Origin of the sequence: Methanothermobacter wolfeii, assembly GCF_025397995.1 — an archaeon.
Classification (GTDB): domain Archaea; phylum Methanobacteriota; class Methanobacteria; order Methanobacteriales; family Methanothermobacteraceae; genus Methanothermobacter; species Methanothermobacter wolfei.
Map to the genome: position 1 here is coordinate 287,501 of NZ_CP104550.1, position 22,659 is coordinate 310,159.

Here is a 22,659-nt window from a genome sequence, read left to right on the forward strand (position 1 = left end):
TACTATGTTCATGCCATCAGCGATGGGGTTTACAAGCAAGCAGTCATATCTCTTAAACGCTGCGGCAACAAGTTCATAGTCGGCACGGCATATGTATTCAACGGGCTTCCATTCTTCATTACCGTACCTCCTGTTAATATCATCTACGGTTTCACTGATTTTATCCATGTATTCTCTGTATTCCCTTATCTGCTGCCTTGTTGGCTTACCGGTTGCCAGGAACTTCACCCTACCATGAAATTCAGGATGTTCCCTCAGAAAGAGTTCATAGGCTTTGAAACCCCTTATTATATTTTTACTCAAATCCGCCCTGTCTGTACGGTAAATTAGGAACATATCACCCTTCAGCCTCTTAACAAGATCCTCCTTTTCCATGGCCAGATGAGAATTTGCTGTCCGGTATATACTTTCAGGATCAATGGATATTGGATAACTCTTCACAAAGGTCCTCTCACCATCCCTGATAACGGATCGCTCCTCATAATCAACATCATAACCGGAATCTTCACAGCATTCAAGGAAATTATTACAGTACCTGTCTATGTGAAAACCAAGAATCCTGTTTGAGAGGAGACCCTCCATTATGGCATCCCTCATCCCTTCAGGCAGAATTTTAAAGTAGTCCCGCTGTGGCCAGGGGATATGTATGAAGTGACTTAAAAATACCTCAGGCATCTCCTTTTTTATGAAACCAGGGCAGAGATATAGATGATAATCCTGCAGCATTATAAGGGGTTCTTTATCGTTTTTATCCACCTCCTGAATAACTCTGGATGCAAATTCCCTGTTAACATGCACATAACCCTTATCCCATGCATCATATATCCTTTCATCAATATCAGGACCATAGGGGGTATTCCACATGTAATGCTGAAGGAACCATAGGAGGGGGTTGCTTATGACACTGTAGTAATCCTCGTATACTTCACGATCCACAACCACGAATGAAACATTGAATTTAGGATCATCCAGAGGCACGGGCACCCTGTTTTCAGGGTAACCCAGTGCAACTTCCGCATCCTCAAGTGTCATTGCACTGGAGACCCAGACGCCCTCAAACCTTTCAACAAGGGGAAGTATTGTTGAAACAAGGCCTCCAGCACCCCTTTTCATAAAAATCTTACCATTATCCCTGGAAAATTCCACAGGACCTCTGTTGGATACTATTATAAGGTTTTTATCTTCCAGAAACTTCATAAGGTGTTCCTGCAGTACTTTAGTCATTCATATCACCCATAAGGGTTTCTATAAGCTTCATGATATCCAGGGCCTTATTCTGGGTTTTTTCAGAGGATTCTGATTCAATGTAAATCCTTAAGGCGGGCTCAAATCTTGAGGCCCTTATAAGCATAAAGCAGGATGGCTCTTCAACCCTTATACCGTCACATAACTCAGGTTCCTTATCCCTGAAGTATTTCACCAGTCTCTGGATCACAGCATCCTTGAGTTCATTGGGACAGTCCACGCTGAATTCAACCCGGCTGTACTCATCTATATCTGATTTAAGCTGACTAAGGGTCATTTTTTCCTCTGCCATTATCTCAAGCATCTTTAAAATGGCGAATGTACCATCAAAGCAGTACTGGAATTCAGGGAAGATGTACATTCCTGGTTCATCCCCCCCAAAGACAGCCCTCCTCTCATAAACCTCCTTCAGCACCCTGTCCACTGATGTTCTGATGAGCCTCCCGCCGCTAACTCCTTCAAGGGATCTTGATGAGACCACAGAGGATACTATTGGCCCATCATGGTCCTTTAGGTAATGCTTTGCAAAAATGGAGAGAACTGTCTGGTCCCTGATAGGATTCCCCCTTTCATCAATGAAAAATACGCTGTCCCGATCATTATCCAGCACCACCCCCATATCGGCACCGCTGGCCTTCACGATATCTGAAATCATTGATATGGTGGAAGAATTGATAAGGGGGAAGCTTTCACCGAAAAGAGATCCTCTGAAGCTTACATTAACAGTCTGACATTCGAGCAGATTAAGGATCTCACCTTCAATTCCCGGGGGGGATCCTTCATCAAAGCCAAGTACGACCATGAAGCCTGTATCCTTCACAGCAGAGGATATCAGACCAAGGGCGGATTCAATATAGGATTCAGCGTAGTTGTCCAAGTATCTCAGTTTCCCGAGCTTATTCCATGGCACATGGCCTGTGGGGCGCTGTTCAAGGGGTATTTCATGATTGCTGAGGATCTTTATATTTATCTCATCCGCCCTGAGCGGTGACCGGGACACATTTATCATGAGGTTGGCGTCAAGGTCCTGGAGATTATGATGCATCACGGGAACTGTAACCACCCCAAAGTCAGTTACATCAATACCTGCAGCCATCAGACCGGTTCCAATAGCCCTTTTTATCATCTGGGAGGGTGTGTAGGCGTCACGCCCAATAAGAACACTTCCAGGCCTCAGATAGTCTCCTATGAGCATCCCGAGGTTAAGGGCGAATGCACAGTTTATATCCCTGTTAACAGTTCCCCTTATATCCTGCACATAGACAGCCATCCTAACCACCCCTCATAAGGTAATCGGAATCAACGAGTGAACCCGGGATGATCCTGATCCTATCACGTATTCTTCGCCGGGATCTGATAACCGTGCCCGGCCCAATCTCAACATCCCTGCCCACCATGGCGCACCTGTCAATAACGCACTCCTCTGAGATTACGGAGCCATCATCAAGGATGCAGTTTATAAGGTGAGAGGATCTTCCAATTGATCCACCATCAAATATAACCGAACCCTTTATGATGCTTCCTCTACCAACGCTGACGCCTGATCCAAGAACGGTGTTTCGGCCTATGAATGCACCCTCACCTATCTCCGCACCGTCACCGATGACGGCGGGCCCGGTGATACGGACCCTTCTGCCGATCCGGACATCTTCACCAACCCATATATTCCCGAACTGACCGGGCCTTTCATTTATGAGTTCACCTGGTGGGTCGGGCTTCAGGTAACCCTTCAGAACGTCATGGTTAGCCCTCAGGAAGGTGTCGGGTTTACCAACATCATTCCAGTAACCATCGAAGACGAACCCGTAGACCCCCATATCCTCCTCTATTAACTCTGGAAAGACATCCTTTGAAAAATCAACCGGTCCTGAGGGTATTTTATCAAGAATTTCAGGTTCCATAACATAGATTCCAGCATTTGCTATTTTACTGAAGGCTTCATGGGGGCGGGGTTTTTCATGGAACCTCTTTATTTTCATTTCACTGTCAAGTATTGCTATACCATAGTGTGATGGGTCTTCAACGGGTGTGAGGGCTATGGTGACAAGGGCGTCTCTGCTTCGATGAAAATTCAGAAGGGACTTAAGGTCAAGGTCAAAGAGCACGTCACCGCTGAGGACTATGAATGTTTCATCAATATGTCCTGAAGCTGCCTTAACACCACCAGCAGTGCCAAGCGGTTTTTTCTCTACATGGAACCGGAAATCGACATCGGGATATCTGGATTCTGCATAGGATTCTATCTGGTTTTTAAGATACCCGAGGGTCATTATAACCTTTTCATAATCAGAACAGGTTATTCTGTGGAAGATATAATCCAGTATCGGCCTGTTCACGATGGGAACCAGGGGCTTTGGCCTTGAGAAGGTGAGTGGCCTTATCCTTGTACCTTCACCCCCGGCCATGATAACCACAGATGTCATCATTAGGTGTATGTGGCTTCTATTTAATAAGGTTTTTTTGGAAAAATATTTGAATTCCTGTAATTTGTCCATCATTCCAGCAACCATTTAAAAAATTTGAGCACCTCATCAACGCTGCAGACAAAGAACTCTGCGGTGCTCTTTATATCATCGGGTATCTCCTTTGATAATACGATGATGGTTGCTGCTCTGACCTCACCCGAGGCTTCCATCCTCCTGAGCTCCCTGAATGCATTGGCGTCTGTCACATCATCCCCAAGGTACACTGCAGAGGACACACCGTATCTTTCAATGATCTCCCTTACAATAACACCCTTGTTATATTCAATGGGGGGTTTAAGCTCCACAATCATTCTCCCGACGTCTACGCGTATCCTCCGTGATTCAGGGATATTTTTAAGGGTTTCAAGTATCATTTCACGTGCCGCCTCAGGGTCACGGCACTGCCTGTAATGTACAGCGGAACATATCCCCTTATCTTCAAATATCACACCCTTTTCAGGGATCTCATCCCTGAGCTCCATCAAGCACCTTTTTATTATAGGGGTGTACCTTTCAGCTTCACCGAAACTGTGGTATTCACCATCCATGATGTACTCAAGTCCATGGTTTCCAACGTAGATGGCATCGGGGACCCCCACCATCCTGAGGGCATCGGCCACGGACCTTCCACTTATAAATGCAAGGACCCTGTGCCTTCTGGAAAGTTCCACTAGAACCTTCCTCATCTCATCATCTACACTGGCGGATTCCGGTGTGGGTGCTATCTCACTTATCGTACCATCAACATCTGTTATTATGGCAGCTTCAGGTTCCTTTAGATATTCCATGTCGTGGAGTGAATCAAAGAGGTATTCAGGCATCCAAGACACACCTGAGCTCATCCATCAACCTGTAGGGGTCTTCACCTATAACGGAACTTCCAAAAAGCTCCATACCCCCAATATCCGAGGACATGGATGAGATCGGACCCCTGTCAACGATTCTGATGATGCCCGGAATTTCCATGGCACCGTTTACCGGGTGGAGCATCAAATTGAAACTGCAGACATCCTTCACGTCTATCAGATACCTTAAGATTTTAAATAGAAGCCTCTGGAGGGTCAGGTCATCAGAATAGTCTGACCTGAAAATCAGGTTAATCTCCCTCTCCTTGACGGGTGTGATGCTTGCATAGACCCCTTTATCACAGTATTCAATGCCAAGGCCAAGGGCCTCATGGACCCTGAAGACGTCTTCATGGTAGGAGGAACCATATTTTGCACGGTAAATCCCTGCTACCCTGTCAAGGAGCCCTATCCGTGCATATGGCCTCTGTCCAAGGAGGAGCTGCATGTGTCCGTGTACCTGGGAGGCGCCAGCCCTCGGGAGGCAGTTCCATATGATAAGGGGATAATTAAATCCAGAAACCGCTTCAGCCTCTTTAAACCACTTTGAAGATGTTTTAAGGTAATCTGATAATTCATTAAGATTAAATTGAAGGGGATTATGGTTTTTAAAAATAAGAAGACCGCTCCATGCATCATACTTGGCTATATTGGAGGCTGTTATGGAGTGTTCTCCCCTGATCCTCCCAAAGACGTCTTCTGGTGTGCGGGTTTCAGGGCTGCAGAAGTCACATCCTGAAGTGTCCATGAGCATTTCCAGGTGATAATCATCTCTGGTGTGGTGGTGGACGGGTTTCCTGAGCCTCATGGAATTAAAGAGAGCACCCTCCCCTGTCCACTTATTGTAGATGCTGATGACCCTCTGTCCCCTGGCAGATTCAAGAAAGGAGGCATCAAAAAGATTCAGCATTTCTTCAGGTATTTTAAGGGATCCCTCTGATGAGGTAACTTCATAAATAACTTTAAAGGTCCTGTGGAGTTGGGTGTCCTCATGTTTGAGGGCTTCAAGGTACTCCTGGATGGAGGTTATCATCGATTGATTATCTGTAATTGAATGTTAATATTCATTTTGGAACTTCTCAAGTATCCTACTGTAGACCTCTTTAAGATCATCATCTGATTTCTCATGGATCATCTTTATTATCAGTTCAGGTGTGCTCCTTGCAAGGTAGTTCATCCGGGGCGTTCTATCAACAATGAGGTTGTAGTTCTCATCAAGACCCTTAGCCTCGATGCCATCAACCCTCACATCAACGTATTTAACTATTTCACGGGCCATATGGGTGACTATAACTGCAAGGGAATCTGATTCAACAAGGAACTCTATGAAGGTTGCTATGATTTTAACTGCAGCCTCAAGTTCGGTTATGGCTTCAAGTTCATCCAGGAGTATCAGTTTGGAGCTCTTACTTGTTGTCACGGGTGTGAAGGTCCTTATGAATGACTCGAAGGCACCCGCATCAAGTGACCTTTTCTTTGAGAGAAAATAGACCTCCTCAACCGGTTTAACAGTGGCTTTCTCCGCACATACAGGCAAGCCCATCTGGGCCATGAGGGTGATCTGGGTTATGGTTTCAAGGAGGGTTGTTTTCCCTCCGCTGTTTGCGCCGGTAAGGAGCACCACATTTTCTGGCTGCCTTATACTGTAATTAACCCTCTGGGGATTCTCTGATCTTGCAAGTTTAAGGTGGAGTCCCCCCTTAAAGCATAACTCATCCCCGAATTTAGGTTCTTTAAGCCCGTACTCTGCTGCAAAGAGTCCAAGGGCGAAGGAATAATCGAATTCCATAAGATCCCTTATCTCCTCTTCAACAGAATCCCTGAGCTCTGAAAGACGCCCTGCAGCTTCAACCTTTCTTTCAAACTCCTTCAGGTACATTGATGAGGATTCAAGTTTGATGACCCTGTCAAGTTCCCTCTGATCAATCTTAAGGGGATATGATCGTATGAATGGATCGAAGTCCACTCCAGTCAGTTTCCTTATCCTGTCCCTGGCCTCACCCAGGACTTCATCAAATATTTTTTCAAGTTTACCGGTCATCCCCTGGTTAAGGAGGGTTAAAACCTCGTCTCCATGCAAGTCAACATTCTTTATAAGCTCCCTGAGCCTTGAATCGGCCCATGCTTTAACCGAGTTAACGGCATCTTCAATGTCAACTTCCCCTGCTGCCAGGCCCTCAACATCATCCATTATGGCCATTACCTCTTCAAGACAGGTCTCCATTCCAAGCATCCTTTTAAGCTCAAGGGCGTTCCTCAGGAGATCCAGGTTTCTTCTGAAGTAGTTTAAAACAGATTCCGGTACGATTTCATGTTCACTCGAGTCGCTGCTGACCATTATGATGTTGAAGGCGTCCTCAATATCCAGGGTCCCCTCTGAGTAGACATAGATTATGAGTTCATACTCTTCAAGTTCACCGGGATCTGGATTGATGATGACGGGGTGGTAACGGTTAAGGCCAAGGTCCGTTATATGATCATAGTCCCTCCTGTTCTCAACAAGTATGGCCCTTGCAGGGTTAAAAATAGCCTTCGGTGTTTCGGGTCTCATGATGTTCCTCAGAAGCCGCCTGATTCTTTCAACAGGGAGCCTGTTAACCATTTCCTTTGACTTCATCACCATTTCAAGGTGTTCCACTGCAGATGAAATGTCAGGGGAGGGCTGGAGGAGCATGATGCGGTTTTTAGCATATTCGGTATGTGCATAGGACATTATCCTCTCAATTATCTCCTGGTGTATCTGAAAGGCCCTCTCGGTCTTGAGGAAGCTCCTGACAGGATTTCCCAGTAGGGCCCTTGTAATTTCAACAGCCTTGCGCTGACTTATACCCTCAACAGCAGCCAGCCTGTCAATTTCCAGGTTCTCAACAGCCCTGAGGAGTTCTTCTTCACCCCCAAACTCCCCTATTATTTTCCGGGCAAGCTTTTCCCCTATTCCGTTTATCCCGATGAGCACTGACTCAACAGAATCCTCTGGGTTCATCAGGATCACTATGGATCTGAGGGTATATATATGAATCCAGAGTCCATCTGGCAAGTATTCATGGGGCCATCAGATAGTTATTTATCCTGCACCAGTATGGAGCTGCAGCCAGAGGGTGCTCTGAACACTTAGTACATGTTCATGAAACCTTTGCATGATATTTAAAAAAAGTTACTCCCTCAGCCCCTTGGTGAAGTGGGATGCCGTTATCCCCCCGCAGCTCCCATCCGAGATACTCCTCTTAAGGGATGGTATTTTATCGGGGGATTCAGCAGCCTCAACGTAGGATTTAACAATCTTAAAGGTCCTCTCAGGTGTCTGGACGCGGCAGTCAGCAGAAAAGTTCCTGAAGCCGTCATCAATGAGTGATGGCATGAAGTCTATGAGGCAGGTCTCTGCAGAGTTCATAACAACCGTTTCACAGTTCAGGAGCTGGTTAAGAGGAAAAATTTTCCCCCTACCATCCCTGAGGCCCCATCTGGAACCCTCCGGGAACCTGAAGTCATCCAGAAGAACCCTCCAGATGTTGTCCCTGCTTATCATTGCGGTGAGATTTCCGTGCACCAGGATTTCATCTGATTCAAGGCCCCTGAGGTCCTCATGGGAGAGTTCAGGGGACACTGTTAGCATATGGAAGATGTCATGCATCAGATCAGCGGAGAGCCTGTTGTATATGTTGAGGGATGCTGATCCATAGACCCTGACATCCATATCCTCAAGGAGCTCCGCAGCACCATAACCACCAACCATAACATCAAGGGACAGTTCCTCTTCAAGTTCAAGGAGCCTTTCAAGCACCCTTTCATGGGTTATATCGGGCCATTTCCAGACAAATTCAGCATCATACCCTGAGGCGGACCTTTCAGCCTTCAGGAGGACGCCCTCAAGTTTTCCAGGGTCGCATTCCCTGAAGTTCAGATGGACCTGTGGTTCAAGGTAAACCCTCCCCGCACCGGCTTCGAGGGCAGATATCATACCCTCATGGCTTTCAACACAGGCGGATATGCAGGGGTCCCCTGAGACTCTACCGCCATGTTTATCTTTTCTTGGGAGCTTCAGGTTTCTTTCAGGATAGGAACCCATCTCATCTATTATACCCTCCTCAAGTCCCGAGAGAAGCTCCCTCCGAATCCTGTTAAGTTCGCTCAGGGGTGCGAAAAGGCCTCCAGGGTAACTGAAATCGGCGAGAATCAACCTGAAGGGACTGTAACCTGATTTAAGTATCTGCTTCTTTATGGTTTCGGGTTCAAGGGGCCTTCTGATGGCCCTTTCAAATTCTGTTTCAACAGATTCCCTCAGGACCTTACCATGGACGGATACTTCCCCTGTAAGCAGGACATGACCGTCGCTATCTACAGTGAAGGAGATTTCAACATCCCACACCTTCAGGGGAGGCCTTTTTTCCAGGTCCTCGACGAATCTCTTAAGGGATCTTCTCCGGGTCAGGTAAACCCTGCTACCTGAGGGAACCGGCCCGGCCCTGAGGGTGAGTGTCCTGTTCCTGATGCTGTGTTCACCGAGGTAAAGGCCTTTACCGATTGCCTCAAAGAATAGTCCATCGCCCCGCTCAGGGATGGTTCTGGAGGTTAACCCTATGGATAGCATCTGTCCTGAATACCCCCTGACGTATCCTATGGGGAGGCCCCTGTCCCCGGGGTAGTCCCGGGCCATCACATCATCCCCGAAGAGGTAACCCCTGCTGAGTTTCCTGTTGAAGGTCAGCATCAGCCTCTCGGCTTCCTTACTTGAAGGCTTCCATCCACCCTCCTTTATTTCGTCGAGGGCCCTCCGGTAGACGTCAACCACCACCGCCACGTATTCAGGTGATCTCATCCTGCCTTCTATCTTGAGGCCCGCAACACCGGTATCAACTATTCTGTCAAGCCGCCGGTAGGTTGAGAGGTCCGCGGTTGAGAGAAGGAATCCATCATCCAGGGAGATTCTTCTTTTTGATGGATGGAGCTGCACGAGATCATACCTTTTCCTGCAGGGCTGGGCGCAGCGCCCCCTGTTCCCGCTCCTGCCGCCGATGAAGGATGAGAGAAGGCACTGTCCAGAGTAACTGTAGCATATGGCTCCATGAACGAATATTTCAACCTCAACACCCGATGCCCTTACAATTTCCTGGACCTCATCAAATGAGAGCTCCCTTGCAAGTATCACCCGGTCAATCTTCATCCTTTCAGCCCACTCCACACCGGCCCTGCTGTGTATGGTCATCTGGGTTGATGCATGGAATGGTATGTCAATGGAGAGCTCATCCCTCAGAACCAGGAGTGCAGGGTCCTGGATTATAACGGCATCGGCCCCCATACTGTAGAGGTCCTGGAGGTATTCAGACACCTCAGGGAGTTCAGAGTTCTTTATGAGGGTGTTCAGGGTGACATAGACCTTCCGGTCCAGGAGGTGGGCCTCCCTGATGGCCTCCTGAAGTTCATCCCGGCTGAAGTTTTCTGCATAGTGCCTTGCACCGAAGTCCTTTCCTGAGAGGTAGACGGCGTCAGCCCCTGCATTGAGCGCAACCTTCAGTGCCCTGGGGGAACCTGCAGGTGCAAGGAGCTCGGGGATTTCCAAATTCCATCCTCCATCTTAAAAAATAGCCTATTTCAGCTCCTCAAGGACCTCTGTAACTATCTTGAGGAACTTTTCAACTAGGGCCCTGTTTTTCTCTTCACTGGCCTTCACACGATCCTCTTCCAGCTTTCTATGTATTGCAAGGGCGTATATGTCTGCCAGGCGTTCAACGGTTTCAAGGTCCCTCTCTGTGTAGTCACCATCCTTCCCTGAAACTGCAACTATACCAGCAAGTTCACCGTTGAGGATGGATGGTGCTGCAAGGAAGTTTGAAAGTTCAACATGACCCCCAGGGACACCCCCTGACCTCGGGTCCTCCCCGGGTTGTTGGTCATGATTGGCTTTCTGTTTTCCAGGACCCAGTCCCAGAGGCCACCCATCTTAAGGTACTCTGAACCCTCACCCTTAACATGGCACTCTTCCAGGACATCCCCTCCGAGGGAGTAATTTTTGAGTCTGCCGGGGGATTCGAAGAAACCTGCAAGGGAGTAACGGCTCCCTGTCAGTTTCATGGCGTTTTCAGCGATACTCTCTAAGATCTCTTCAAGTGTCAGGGGCTGGAGAAGCTTCCGGGATAACTCTGCAAGGCTCCTGTTTATCATGGTCTCCATTTCAAGGGCCTTCCTGGCGGCAGCAGCCTCGGTGACATCCCTGTGTATCCCTACAGCTCCGGTTATCCTTTCTTCAAAGTCGCGGAGCGGTGACATTGTCGTCTGGAAGTGAAATTCTTCATGGGCTGACCATGTCCATTCGTAGCTTACAGACTCCCCCTCAAGGGCCCTCCTGACCATCTCCATGTTTATATCGTCATCGAATACTTCATGGATCTTCTTACCCGTAACATCCTCCTCTGAAAGTCCATACCTTTCAAGGGGCCCAGAGGATACCATGGTTAGGGTTCCATGGGAGTCAACCGTGAAGAGTATGTCTGTAAGTGAGGTTAGTATGGCCCTGAAGAGTTCATTGCTCTCGGTCAGTTTCTTCTCAAGTTCATGCTTGTAGAGGGCCACTTCAATGATGCTGTGGAGTTCGCGGTCCTCGAAGGGTTTTATTATGTAACCGAAGGGCCCAGTTACCTTGGCCCTTTTAAGGGTCTCTTCATCAGAATAGGCGGTTATGTAAACTATGGGGACCTTAAGATGTTTTGATATCTCTTCAGCAGCCTCTATACCATCCATATCTCCTTTAAGAACTATGTCCATGAGTATTATGTCTGGCTTTGTCTTTTTAGCCATTTCAACAGCCTTTTCGCCGGTGGAGGCGGTGGCGGTTACCTCATAGCCCAGGGATTCAAGTCTCTGGGTTATGTCAATCGCAACTATGCTTTCATCTTCCACCACCATAACCCTAGCCTTAGACATGGTCCACCTCAAACTTTTTATCTTAAATTACTTCTGTGTATTACATCATATAAAGATGTGTCATATGCAAGTATATTTATCTGGGGTAATCCAATTGAAGTCCATGTACATATGCTTTGAGGGAATCGACGGATCCGGGAAGACAACCCATGCGGCTCTTATCGCCGGATGGCTAAGGGATAATGGCTTCAGTGTTGAGGAGGTGAGGGAGCCCACAGATTCAGAGATAGGTGCCCTTATAAGGAGGATGCTCACGGATTCCGATGCGAGGTCAGAGGATAAACAGAGGATCTTCGCCCTTCTCTTTGCAGCCGACAGGCTACTTCTGGACAGTAAAATAAGGGAAGAATGGGCTGACCGCGTTATTGTAAGTGACAGGTGCTACTATTCAAGCCTGGTCTATCAGGGACCCGTGGACTGGGTCAGGGAGATAAACAGGTTCGCACCCGAACCCGACATTGTTATTCTTCTTGATATTGATGCAGGGACCGCCATTGAGAGGTGTGGCGGTACCGATGAATTCGAGGACCACTCCTTCCTTGAGAAGGTCAGGGAGAGGTACCTTGAACTTGCAGATCAGAAGGGCTTCCATGTTATTGACGCTGCAAGGGGTGTCAGGATCATCCAGAGGGATATAAGGAGGGTGATAGCCCCTCACCTTGGCATCTGCACCGGGGGGATCTAGCCTTCAAGTTCCCTTATCCTTTCGTTGAGGAACCTCAGTATATGGTCCCTTGCCTTTTCAAGTTCCTCAAGTTCACCCCTGAGGACCGGGCCGTCATCTGTCTGTATCAGTTCAACTTCATAGCTGCTTATTATTTCTGCCATTGTGGTGTGTGTTATACCTGGTGGTAGTCTCATATCATAGAGCATTCAGACACCTTCCATATATTCCCTTACAGGTTTAAGGATCTCGACTAGGTACTCTGAGACTGCATTCTTGAGGTCAAGGGGGTGGAGTTCACCGCTGGTGTAGAGTTTGATGATTTCATCGTATCCAGCCTCAAGGTCACCCCCGAACTTCTCAGGCCTCCTGATGGTTATCTCTGGGTGCAGGGGGCTGATGAAGTACCTGAGGATCTCCACTACAGGGTTGCCCTCAGCCTCACCCATTGGACAGTAGGCCTTCCTTACCTTTTCCCTGATCTCATCAGGGGAGTCATCCACTGCAATGAAGTTGCCCTTGCTTGAGGACATCTTCTCGGAGCCATCCATGCCATGGAGCAGTGGTGTGTGTATGCATACAGGGGCGTTAAAGCCGAGCCTTGGCAGGTTCTCCCTTGCCAGCATGTGTATCTTCCGCTGTTCCATACCGCCAAGGGCAACGTCAACATCAAGGTAGGCCATGTCAATCACCTGCATCAGGGGGTAGATGACCTCGGCAACCTTATGGTCCCTGGCCTCTCGGGTTATCTGGGCCATGCTCCTCCTTGCCCTTACAAGTGTCGTTATGAGGGCGAGCCTGTAGACAAGGTCAGTGTACTCTGGTTCTGTCTGGAAGGATGATCCCAGGATGAACTCTGTCCTTTCAGGGGAAAGCCCGAGGGCAAGGAAGCATTCACGATTGTAATCAGCCATTTCCCTTATTGACTCCAGGCTCCCCTTTCCATTGAGGTATGCATGGTAATCTGCAAGGAGTATCTTAACCCTGAAGCCCGCCTCCTGGAGTTCCCTGAGTTTCCTTACTGTTATGGCGTGTCCAAGGTGAACCCTTCCTGATGGTTCATAGCCTGTGTAGACCACGGGTTCATCCTTTCTGATAACCTCCCTGAGCTCCTCAGGGGTCACAACCTCCAGAACATCGCGTGTTATGAGATTTATACGTGATTCTGTATCCATAAAATCACTCCTGCAGATCATCCTCAATGATGTAGAGTCTTCTTTTGATTTCTATAACCGGAACTTCCTCTCCAATCTCCAGTTTTGAGGTGCGGCTGTCCACTTCAAGGTCAACCGGTTCAAATGTTTCAGGGTGGAGGACCTGGATCATGGTGGGGGACCTTGAAGTCACGGTGGTTCTTTTAACATCCCCTGCACGGGCTATAACCTCTATGTTATCGTATTCACCCCAGAGGATGGTCCTGATCTCCCCTGTCTCAAGGTCCCTTACGTTCACGCCACTGGCCTTGAAGCCCAGCACAGCACCCTTCTGGCCCCGGTGGGATATGAAGTCCCCCTTCCTGAATTCTGCAAGTCTGAGTGAAATCCAGGTCCTGTAGAGGCCCCTGCCTGTTGATTTATCCTGACCCATAAGCCGGGGGGATTCCATGGATATCCCACCCATCTCCTCTTTAAGGGCCCCTGTAACCTTCCTTGCAGACCTGTGGGATCCTATATAGTAGTCAACACCCTCCTTAACCTCAACCCTCCTGGGTAGGTAGGCGAGCCGGTCCCTCTTTGATAGCCTTGAAAGCGTCCTCTTGACTATCCTGTCGGCAGTTTCTACCTCGGACTTACTTAACCTTCTACTGTCGGCCCTGAGCTGTATCACTGCTTCATAGTATCCTGAGCTCTGTTTGCTGCAGGAGGGGCATACAGTGTTAATGAGCCTGACCTCGGTCCAGTATTCCTGGTGCATCTTCCTTCCAAGGACCTCGGCGTCAACCTCCACATGGCACCGGTAGATGCTGCCCCTCCTCTGGGTTATTTCAAGTTCAATCTCAGGGTCCTCCACAGGGGGCTCCCAGGATATGTTGTCCTCAAGGGCCCTGTATATGATTTCCTCTTCAGGGAGACCCTCATCCAGCCATCGGCCGCTTACGAGTTTGGAGTGGCAGTGGCTGCATATGTTGACGTCTATCCTCTCGGGTATGCTGAGGATACTGTACTCCTCCAGGAAACAGTCCCTGCAGAGGCCCTTAAATAATTCAGAATCAGATCTACCGCACCTTACACAGAACATTTCCTGTCCATGCTCCCTTCAATGATTTCAGACATTCTTGAGGGGGGCTTTTGCACCGCAGGCCTCGCATTTAAGGAGGGATATTCGTCCTTCCCTTATTATCCTAGTGTCCGGTCTGTTGCACTCGTGGCATATGACGAATTTCTTCACGTAGTCGTCTATCCTTTCATTTATAAGAAAATGGGTGAACTTACCCTGCAGTATGGCCCTTCCGCCTTCAAGGTTCCCTGCGGTACCCAGTTCCCTTAGAAGGAACTTGAGCAGGTGCTGGGGGTCCCTGTTGAGGGCATCCGCAACCTCCCTGAAGTTCTGGATGAAGGTCCTGTTTCCCTGTATCACGGAGTATGCCCGGGGGACCTCGAAACGTTTTGTCTCAAATACTTCAGGGGGTAACTGGTCTATGGCCCTTTCAAGTAATTTCTCATAATCATTCATAACTGATACCTCCAGATAAAAGTGTTAATATGGAAAAGCTAAACTATCTTAAGGTATCCTCTGCTGGGTTCAAATATAACTCCCTTGTCCTTGAGGATCCTTATGACTTCCTCCACCTTTTCCTCACTCACATTATATCTATCCATCATCTCAGATATAAGAATATTGGTGGGTGCCTTGCCACCGTATTCATCCTCAAATTCCCTTATGAGTTCAATGATCAGGCGGAACTTGTCCCTCTCAGATTTCGGTGTTCTCCCCTCAACCTTGTCTATGTCTATCTTTCCTGTTTCAGGGTCGTAGCCCACCTGTTTCAGACAGGCCTGGGATAACTTGATGGCCTTCCTGGCGTCTTCAGCCTCAACGTGTTCCTTGAGCTTTATCTTTGCACTGGCCTCAGAGAGACGTATTATGGCCTCCAGCTGCCTTGCGGTTATGGGTACCGGGGAATCCTCATCTGCAGCGCTTGCCCTCATTGATACATAGAAGTCCTCAAGGACCTGCATGGCTTCATCCGTAAGCACCGGCCGCACGTTCTTCCTTGCATAGGCGATGTACTTCCTCAGGAGTTCAGGGTCAATTTCGAAGGGCATCTGGTCCTCCTTATGGGTCTTGAGTATGTGCCTTGCAAGGGCACGGTCCTTGTCCTCATCGGGCTTGTCCTCAACCACAAATATGAGGTCGAAACGTGAGAGTATGGTTGATGGGAGGTCTATCTGCTCCGCTATTGACTTGTAACTATCGAAGCGTCCGAACTTGGGGTTTGCAGCTGCAAGGACAGAGCACCTTGAGTTGAGGGTGGCCATTATCCCTGCCTTTGCTATGCTGATGGTCTGCTGCTCCAGGGCCTCGTGTATGGCAGAGCGGTCCTCCTCACGCATCTTGTCCAGTTCGTCAACACAGACGTTACCCTTATCCCCGAGGACAAGGGCCCCTGCCTCAAGGGACCAGCCCCCGAATTCATCCCTGACGGCAGCGGCTGTAAGACCGACCCCTGATGTACCCTTACCGCTGGTGTAGATGCCTCTGGGGGCCAGCTTTGAGACGTACTTGAGCATCTGGGACTTACCTATACCAGGGTCCCCTACTATGAGTATGTGTATGTCTCCACGAAGCCGGGTCTTGTCATCAAGCTCCTTACCGGAGCCACCGAAGAGCTGGAGGGCTATGGCCTCCTTGACCTCACGGTACCCGTGGATTGATGGGGCCGTGGATCTTATTATCTTCTCATAGATGTTGGGGTCACTGGCAAGTTCCTTTATCTTCTCCTCATCCTCCTCTGTTATCTGGAGCTCCTCGAATTCCTGTTCAAGGAACTCTGCATAGTTACCGTATATGAAGTTCTTGAACCTCTTGGTCCTCTCATCCCTGACGGTTCTCAGGGTCCCGGTGACCCTCACTATATCACCTGGTGTGAGGGTGTCCACAAGGTCATCCTCAAGGACGACCGTTATCTGCCTGGGCTGCTCCCCACCTGAAAGGTTCTCCAGGGGCTCCTGGAGTTTCAGTGTCTGGGTGTCAAGGAACTCGGACTCATCCTGGAGCAGCCGGAATGACCGCCCACCACACTCTGAACACATGGAGGGCTCCGTTAACATGTTGGTTGACTGGGTCACCTCATGCAGCCTCATACATCCACGGCACTCGAAGACAGCCTTAACTATCCTGGGCCTTATCTCATCGGTTTTCCTCACAATCCCATCCACAGCCACAAATTTACCTATGAACTTGCTGCGGAGCTCCCTCAGGGGGATTATGTTGCTGATCCCCATGAATCTTATGTTGAGTTCAGCGTTCTTTCTGAGGGGGTCTATGTTCCTTATGGCCTGCTGGGCTGCCCTTATCACATCATCGGGTTTTTCAATTAAAAGGTCTGCAAGGTCCGGATCGAACATTTCAAGGTCAAGATAATCAACATGGATTGATCTTTCAGTAGGATATTTCTCTATAGCCTCAAAGACCTTATCCTTGTACTTTGTTGAGAAGAATTCCTCGAATTTGGTCAGTGCTGTTTTGCTCTTGTCAACGGTTTTCATCATGAAAACTATATTATGACCCCATTATAAAACTTTAATGAGGAATTTTCTTTGGGGGTATTGCAGGAATCATTAAGTGATAAGGTTCTGATTTGGTGATTGTTAAATAAGGGATTGCAGGGATCATTAATCATTAAGTAATAAAAGATCCTGAGTTTAAATGGACACCGATGAGATCATAGTGATGTAAATGTTTACTGACTAGGTTGAGTCCAGGTGATATTATGAGGAGATCAAGGATAAACATGTTCAAATTAACATCAATGACAATATCCATCCTGGGAATACTCCTTATCATAGGTACGGTACTGGTATTCGCCTACATTGGTGTTGATGCCATTTCAGAGGCCATATCAGGCAGTGTTGACAGGGGATCCCAGTATGATGAACTTGCCAAGCTTCAGAGTGATTACTCCGCCCTCAAGGTACAGTATGATGATGCTAAAAAGGAGGTTTACAGGAGGAACAATGATAACCTGACAAAGACATACCTGAATGCAGAGATCGAACTTGTGAAGGCAAAATCCGCCATAGATGATGTTAACAGTGCACTTGTAACCGATAAACCAAAGGAAGAGGTTGATGAGAGGATAAAAACTGCAAGGTACCAGCTTCAGGTGGCTGCACAGGCACTGGATGATTTGAGGAGAAGGCTCTGAGATTCCAGGGCCTTTCATCTCAATGAGTATGTTTTTTCATTCTTTACCATTTGTCGGGATTTGAGTGAATCTATGCTGTGATTTTCCCATCTTTATTCTGGATCTAGACGATGATCCTCTCCCATTTTCTTCTTCCCTTAAAGTCCCTTCCAACGATGTACATCTCAGCACTGGCCTTCCTGGATGATGCCGGCTTTGTGGTTTTAAGTTTCCAGAAGTCCCTCCTGAGCCTGGACAGGATCTCCGGGAGGTCAGGACCCTGAAAGGCCTTTATAAGGATGTTTCCCTTCTTATCAAGCACCCTGTAGGCTATATCAAGGACGTTCTCAACCAGTTCCATTGAACGCAGATGATCAATGTCCTTTATACCTGATAGTGATGGTGCGGCATCGGATATGACCACATCTGCCCTGCCGCCCAGTTCATGGATTATCCGATCCTTTATCTCTGGGTCGGTGAAGTCACCCCTGATGGACCTGAAGTTTTCAGCCGGAAACCCCTTTATCCTCTGAAGGTCCACGGCAACCACCAGTCCATCCTCACCAACCTTATCAAGGGCGACCTGTGACCAGCCCCCTGGAGCTGCTCCAAGGTCAAGGACCACATCACCCTTTTTTATGAGCCTGTAACGGTTGTTGAGCTGAAGGAGCTTGTAGGATGCCCTTGAACGGTAGTTCTCCATCTTGGCACTCCTGTAGTAGTGGTCCCTCTTCCTTTCAGCCTGCCACCTCTTACCCATCGGCGGCACCTCCAAACTGCAGTGATCTGCATACAGGGGCCCCCACCTTAACAATCTCAGCATCCAGTTTATCATCCTCTACCCTGAGGAGCATGACGCTTGGATCCGTTAACCTGGGGACGGTGGGGCTTCCAGGGTTCAGGAGGAGGATGTCCCTGAGTTCCGTTATGAAGGGTTGATGTGTGTGTCCAGTTATGAGGACATCAGCGTCAAGCTCAAGGCCAATGTACCTCAGCTGCTGGGTGTCCCCGCGGGGGTAAACCTCACCATGGTTCAGCCCAATCCTTAAGGATTCGATCTCAAGGACCCTTGACCTGGGGATTTCGGTGTGATGATAGCGGTCCATGTTCCCCTGGACACACTCAACAGGTGCCAGTGTTTCAAGTTCATGGACGACTTCCATTGATGTAAGATCCCCTGCATGGAGGATCAGCTCCACCTCACTGAATACCCTGAAAACCATTTCAGGGATCCCCTCTGCCCTGTCCGGTATATGGGTGTCTGATATAACTCCGATCAGCATTCAAAGTCTCCATCATATTTACATTCAGAATATCTGTTTTCTGTTAAAATAAATCTTAGGGTCCATGATGCCCCGGTAAAACAGTTCATGGTCCTCTCTATTAAAAATACTCTATTTTCCAGATTAAATGTTTTGACCGGGAAAAAGCCGATTCCTGTACAGGTGGAATGTTCCCTTTTTCAGTCGCCTGCAAGGAATCCTCCGATGGCGCCACCGATCCCCATGAATATCATGGATACGAGTAGAAGTACAAGCACCAGGGCAGTTCCTGCAAAGGCCCCTATCAGGAATCCTCCTAAACCCCCCAGGACCGTGCCAAATATCACAAGAAGTATGGCCAGCACTATACCCCCCAATGCTCCTGCAACGGTGGCGTTCCAGAACCCTGCAAGGGCGCCCTCCTTAACCATGAGGCCCACAATGAAACCTGCAAGGAAAAGACCCAGCACCGAGGCCTGGTTAATGAAGGGACTCAGTATAACAGGAAACACCACCGAGAGTACGAAACCGGTAATAACCGCTCCAGGTTTAACCATTATAAACACCTGTGTAATCTATGGTGAATGATCCTAATAAAACTTTGCAGATTTATAGATAATGAACAGCCGATCCCTCTATGAAAATCCTTTTTAAATTTATAGATACTGTAGATAATGAACAGCCGATCCCTCTATGAAAATCCTTTTTAAATTTATAGATACTGAGCAACATATCTCTATTCATGAATGAAAAATCCGCTGCCCTGGTATTCCCCCATCACCTTATGAAGTTTCACCCTGCAGCAGAAAAAACCTCCCGCTTCATACTTGTGGAGGAACAGCTCTTCTTCGGTGACCCGGTATTCAGGCTGAATTTCCATAAGAACAAACTGGTACTGCACCGGGCATCAATGAGGTACTACCGTGACCGCCTTGAAGGAGGGGGCATGGAGACAGAGTACATCGAACACAACCCGGACCCGGGGATGTCATACCTCAGGGAGCACCTTGAGGAATATGACAGGATCTACACCCTGGAACTCCTTGACCATGAACTCAGCAGGAGACTTAGGGGTCTCTGCAGGGAACTCAGTGTTGAACTTGTTGAACTTGAAGGTCCCTTCCTCCTGAAGAGGGACCTTATGGATAAATACTTCATGGGGGACAGGTTCTTCCTCACATCATTCTATATAAGGGAGAGGAAGAGGCTTTCAATCCTCACCAGGAATTCGAAGCCGGTTGGGGGTAAATGGACCTTTGATACCGAGAACAGGCGCAGATTACCACGGGGAATGAAGGTTCCAGAACCTGTAAGGCTTCCTGAGAACCCCTATGTCAGGGAGGCCAGGGCCTACGTTGAGGAGAGGTTCCATGATAACCCAGGGTCCACCGAGCACTTCAACTACCCCACCACCCACAGGGAGGCTGAAATATTCCTCAAGGACTTCATTGAGAACCGCCTGGAGAACTTTGGGAGTTACCAGGACTTCATATCCCGTCAGGAGATATTCCTCTTCCACTCGGTGCTTTCATCATCACTCAACACATGCCTCATCACACCGGCCGAGGTTATGGATGCGGCCCTGTCTTCCAGAGCCCCCCTGAATTCAGTTGAGGGCTTCGTGAGGCAGATCATGGGGTGGAGGGAATTTGTGAGGGCGGTTTACATCAAAAAAGGATCCTATGAGCGGAGCAGGAATTACTTCAAACACACGAGGAAACTCAACAGTAAATTGTACCTGGGATGTACGGGTATAGAACCCTATGATACTGCAGTAGGGAGGGTTCTGGAGTACGGGTACACGCACCACATAGAGAGGCTCATGGTTATAGGGAACTTCATGCTCCTCCTTGGCATAGACCCTGATGAGGTCTACAGTTGGTTCATGGAGATGTTTGTAGATGCCTATGACTGGGTCATGGTGCCCAATGTCTATGGCATGAGCCAGTACGCCGACGGTGGTCTTATGGCAACAAAACCCTACATCTCATCATCAAACTACCTGCTGAGGATGAGCAACCACAGCCGCGGCGAATGGTGCGATGTATGGGACGCCCTGTTCTGGACATTCCTCAGTGATAAAAGAAAGCTTCTTGAGGCAAATCCAAGAATCAGGGTACTCTACAGGCACCTTACAGATGAAAAGTTAAGGAGATTTTACAGGGTGAGGGAAGACTTTCTTGAGGATCTTGGCTACTAACCCCTCATTGTGTAGTCAAGGTATCCTCTGTTGTAGAGCCTCTGAAGGTCCGATGCATGCATCAGCTCATATGCAGCGTAGGGGTTGTTGAGGTATGGGTGTATGAGGCCCTTTATTATGTAGTAGTAGGCTCCGAGCCTCCCGTACTGTCTCCAGGCTATCTGGACGTAGAGGGGGAAACCGCAGCCAGGGTTTATGAATACGTTACCATCCCTGACCGTGCCATGGAATACCATGGGCATGGGGCCCTCCTGACCCTTTTCCCTGGCTATACGCTCAACGTAATCCATTGCCTCATCAAGGCTGCTGAATTCGTATCCATCAGCCCTGTAACGGTATTTGCCGTCAGGCACCCCGAATATGAATGCTTCAAGGACCTCTGTCCAGTCTATATCGGTACGGTACTCCTGGCTGATATATGCGAGTTCGATTATTGTTACGTTGCCCTCCCTGTAGTGGCGGTAGTTTGAGTCGCCTGCATAGTGGACCACAAGGGCGCATTTTGATCCCCTCTGGGCAGCGTAATCTGCCAGGACCTTTGACTGGGGATGCCCCGGGTACATGTCAGGATTTGCCACTTTAACAAAGCCCAGGCGTCCAACGGGTTCCACAGGACTCAGTGCCGTCACAGCGTAGAGGTATGAACCAAACAGAAGGACAGCTGCAATGATGATATACGATGACCTTGACATTAAAATCCTCGGTTTAGGTTTATGATTTAATCCTTACCATGGCATCATGTATAAAAGTAACGGTGAACTTCAGCCCCTCTTGACCTATCTTAAGTTCACAGCAGGGCTCGGGTTCAGTCCCTTTCCCTCAGCATATCCTTAAGTTCATTTATTTCCCTTCTAAGTTCTTCAAGGTTTCTCTCAATTTTTTCTATGCTATCATGGATCTCCTTCTCCTCCTCAGGGTTTTTAACGAATCAGGAGGCAAGGGACGCCGTGAGGAAGCCTATGAAGGTCACCCCGACCAGCATAAGCATGCTTGTAATGGCCTTCCTGTAGGGTGTTGCAGGTGTTATAACAACTTCACCTGAGAGTATGGCTGTGATGCTGTACCACAATGAATCAAGGGGGCCTCTGAGGGGGATCTGTTCACACCGGCTTCGGTGATGTAGAAGAGGAGGCTTCCTGAGGCAATGGCAAAGAGGAGTATGCCGAGGGCCTCATCGACGTGGGTGTCCACCTGAATGAGAAGATCTTTTTAAGGTACTTTCTAAAGAGGGCTAGGACCTTTATGACCCTTATGAACCTTAAAAACCTGAAGGCCCTGAAGAAGTCGATGGGGATGAATGCGATGATATCGACCCAGTTCTCCTTATGAAGCCCAACCTATCCTCGGAGCCCCTGAGGTTGAACATGAATTCTGTAAAGAGGATTAGGCATAGAACCAGGTCGAACTGGTTTACGGCGGTTACAACGGGGGGACTGGCTTTATAGATTGAGAGGTAAGTTAAAAGGACTATATCCAGGACTATGAGTATTATGAGGACCGCTTCCTTGAACTTCAAGAGTTTACCTGAGTCCATGGTACCCCCTGTGATGACTATTTATTTTCATCTTGAAATACTTTGCATTCATCAGGGAAGTGGAGGATCTCTGCAGTAAATCTATGAGAACCTGCAGACTGACCACCTTCAAAAACTTCGTAATAGACAGATATTACGAATTACACTGATAAAATTTTATTATGCCCTGACTTCAAATT

22 protein-coding genes and 1 pseudogene (1 of these 23 running past the window's edge) are annotated in these 22,659 nt (G+C 48.3%); 3 read left to right on the top strand and 20 right to left on the bottom strand.

The annotated features are described in order from the left end of the window. The 9 genes and pseudogenes from N5910_RS01555 to N5910_RS09480 all read right to left on the bottom strand — a co-directional run. A protein-coding gene (locus tag N5910_RS01555) for a glycosyltransferase family 20 protein (protein WP_261599681.1) crosses the window boundary here: on the bottom strand, positions 1–1,224 show its 5' portion. The gene continues 264 nt to the left of window position 1, outside the view; the window shows 1,224 of its 1,488 coding nt (coding positions 1–1,224); it begins with the start codon at positions 1,222–1,224; the stop codon falls past the left edge of the window. Further along, positions 1,217–2,515, bottom strand: a complete 1,299-nt coding sequence (locus N5910_RS01560; RefSeq protein ID WP_261599682.1) for a phosphohexomutase domain-containing protein — start codon at positions 2,513–2,515, stop codon at positions 1,217–1,219. Before N5910_RS01560 ends, N5910_RS01555 begins: the two co-directional genes overlap by 8 nt. A gap of 1 nt (position 2,516) precedes the next feature. Further along, on the bottom strand, positions 2,517–3,668 hold the full coding sequence (locus N5910_RS01565; RefSeq protein ID WP_261599683.1) for a nucleotidyltransferase family protein: 1,152 nt from the start codon (positions 3,666–3,668) through the stop codon (positions 2,517–2,519). Between the two features lie 71 nt (positions 3,669–3,739). Continuing rightward, on the bottom strand, positions 3,740–4,531 hold the full coding sequence (gene otsB, locus N5910_RS01570) for a trehalose-phosphatase (RefSeq protein WP_074358441.1): 792 nt from the start codon (positions 4,529–4,531) through the stop codon (positions 3,740–3,742). After that, positions 4,524–5,588 carry a hypothetical protein gene (locus N5910_RS01575; protein ID WP_074358442.1) on the bottom strand — a complete coding sequence of 355 codons (1,065 nt, stop codon included), beginning with the start codon at positions 5,586–5,588 and terminating at the stop codon, positions 4,524–4,526. Before N5910_RS01575 ends, otsB begins: the two co-directional genes overlap by 8 nt. A gap of 24 nt (positions 5,589–5,612) precedes the next feature. After that, positions 5,613–7,538 (bottom strand): MutS-related protein, encoded by a 1,926-nt coding sequence (locus N5910_RS01580; protein WP_145924505.1) that lies wholly within the window; start codon positions 7,536–7,538, stop codon positions 5,613–5,615. Positions 7,539–7,709: 171 nt separating this feature from the next. Beyond that, positions 7,710–10,112, bottom strand: coding sequence for a U32 family peptidase (locus tag N5910_RS01585; RefSeq protein WP_191216356.1), 2,403 nt, complete (start codon positions 10,110–10,112; stop codon positions 7,710–7,712). Between the two features lie 27 nt (positions 10,113–10,139). Beyond that, positions 10,140–10,481 carry a GAF domain-containing protein gene (locus N5910_RS01590; RefSeq protein ID WP_390893156.1) on the bottom strand — a complete coding sequence of 114 codons (342 nt, stop codon included), beginning with the start codon at positions 10,479–10,481 and terminating at the stop codon, positions 10,140–10,142. Between the two features lie 305 nt (positions 10,482–10,786). Further along, a pseudogene (locus N5910_RS09480) lies at positions 10,787–11,473 on the bottom strand (response regulator); the annotation flags it as partial. Positions 11,474–11,576: 103 nt separating this feature from the next. Here N5910_RS09480 and tmk point away from each other — a divergent pair. Next, positions 11,577–12,158, top strand: coding sequence for a dTMP kinase (tmk, locus tag N5910_RS01600; protein ID WP_074358445.1), 582 nt, complete (start codon positions 11,577–11,579; stop codon positions 12,156–12,158). On the opposite strand, the gene N5910_RS01605 is transcribed toward tmk, so the two are convergent. From N5910_RS01605 to mcm, 5 genes are read right to left on the bottom strand one after another with little or no spacing between them, the layout of a single operon-like run. After that, positions 12,155–12,346, bottom strand: a complete 192-nt coding sequence (locus N5910_RS01605) for a hypothetical protein (protein WP_074358446.1) — start codon at positions 12,344–12,346, stop codon at positions 12,155–12,157. The genes tmk and N5910_RS01605 overlap by 4 nt on opposite strands. Then, complete coding sequence (locus tag N5910_RS01610; RefSeq protein WP_074358447.1) at positions 12,347–13,312, bottom strand: tyrosine--tRNA ligase; 966 nt, start codon at positions 13,310–13,312, stop codon at positions 12,347–12,349. A gap of 4 nt (positions 13,313–13,316) precedes the next feature. Beyond that, the gene (locus N5910_RS01615; RefSeq protein WP_074358448.1) at positions 13,317–14,375 is read right to left on the bottom strand and encodes a 60S ribosomal export protein NMD3; all 1,059 of its coding nucleotides are present in this window, start codon (positions 14,373–14,375) and stop codon (positions 13,317–13,319) included. A gap of 27 nt (positions 14,376–14,402) precedes the next feature. Then, positions 14,403–14,810 carry a translation initiation factor IF-2 subunit beta gene (locus tag N5910_RS01620; protein ID WP_074358449.1) on the bottom strand — a complete coding sequence of 136 codons (408 nt, stop codon included), beginning with the start codon at positions 14,808–14,810 and terminating at the stop codon, positions 14,403–14,405. A gap of 38 nt (positions 14,811–14,848) precedes the next feature. Further along, positions 14,849–16,846: a minichromosome maintenance protein MCM gene (mcm, locus tag N5910_RS01625; protein ID WP_390893148.1), complete on the bottom strand. Its 1,998-nt coding sequence runs from the start codon at positions 16,844–16,846 to the stop codon at positions 14,849–14,851. Positions 16,847–17,070: 224 nt separating this feature from the next. Between mcm and N5910_RS01630 the strand changes: the two genes are divergently transcribed. Then, entirely contained in the window at positions 17,071–17,505 is a 435-nt protein-coding gene (locus N5910_RS01630) for a hypothetical protein (protein ID WP_074358450.1), read from the top strand. Between the two features lie 103 nt (positions 17,506–17,608). Here N5910_RS01630 and N5910_RS01635 read toward each other — a convergent pair whose 3' ends face one another. The 3 genes from N5910_RS01635 to N5910_RS01645 form a co-directional block, all read right to left on the bottom strand. Continuing rightward, positions 17,609–18,244 (bottom strand): RlmE family RNA methyltransferase, encoded by a 636-nt coding sequence (locus tag N5910_RS01635; RefSeq protein WP_074358451.1) that lies wholly within the window; start codon positions 18,242–18,244, stop codon positions 17,609–17,611. Next, positions 18,237–18,767: a metallophosphoesterase gene (locus tag N5910_RS01640; RefSeq protein WP_074358452.1), complete on the bottom strand. Its 531-nt coding sequence runs from the start codon at positions 18,765–18,767 to the stop codon at positions 18,237–18,239. Before N5910_RS01640 ends, N5910_RS01635 begins: the two co-directional genes overlap by 8 nt. 179 nt (positions 18,768–18,946) lie before the next feature. Further along, positions 18,947–19,303 (bottom strand): DUF5518 domain-containing protein, encoded by a 357-nt coding sequence (locus N5910_RS01645; RefSeq protein WP_074358453.1) that lies wholly within the window; start codon positions 19,301–19,303, stop codon positions 18,947–18,949. A gap of 185 nt (positions 19,304–19,488) precedes the next feature. Here N5910_RS01645 and N5910_RS01650 point away from each other — a divergent pair, with 185 nt between their 5' ends. After that, on the top strand, positions 19,489–20,946 hold the full coding sequence (locus tag N5910_RS01650; RefSeq protein WP_074358454.1) for a cryptochrome/photolyase family protein: 1,458 nt from the start codon (positions 19,489–19,491) through the stop codon (positions 20,944–20,946). On the opposite strand, the gene N5910_RS01655 is transcribed toward N5910_RS01650, so the two are convergent. The 3 genes from N5910_RS01655 to N5910_RS01665 form a co-directional block, all read right to left on the bottom strand. Then, positions 20,943–21,638 carry a hypothetical protein gene (locus tag N5910_RS01655; protein WP_074358455.1) on the bottom strand — a complete coding sequence of 232 codons (696 nt, stop codon included), beginning with the start codon at positions 21,636–21,638 and terminating at the stop codon, positions 20,943–20,945. The two genes, N5910_RS01650 and N5910_RS01655, sit on opposite strands and share 4 nt — an antisense overlap. Before the next feature lie 236 nt (positions 21,639–21,874). Beyond that, positions 21,875–22,015, bottom strand: a complete 141-nt coding sequence (locus N5910_RS01660) for a hypothetical protein (protein WP_191216361.1) — start codon at positions 22,013–22,015, stop codon at positions 21,875–21,877. 189 nt (positions 22,016–22,204) lie between these two features. After that, positions 22,205–22,462 carry a hypothetical protein gene (locus N5910_RS01665; protein WP_191216362.1) on the bottom strand — a complete coding sequence of 86 codons (258 nt, stop codon included), beginning with the start codon at positions 22,460–22,462 and terminating at the stop codon, positions 22,205–22,207. Between the last annotated feature and the right edge of the window lie 197 nt (positions 22,463–22,659).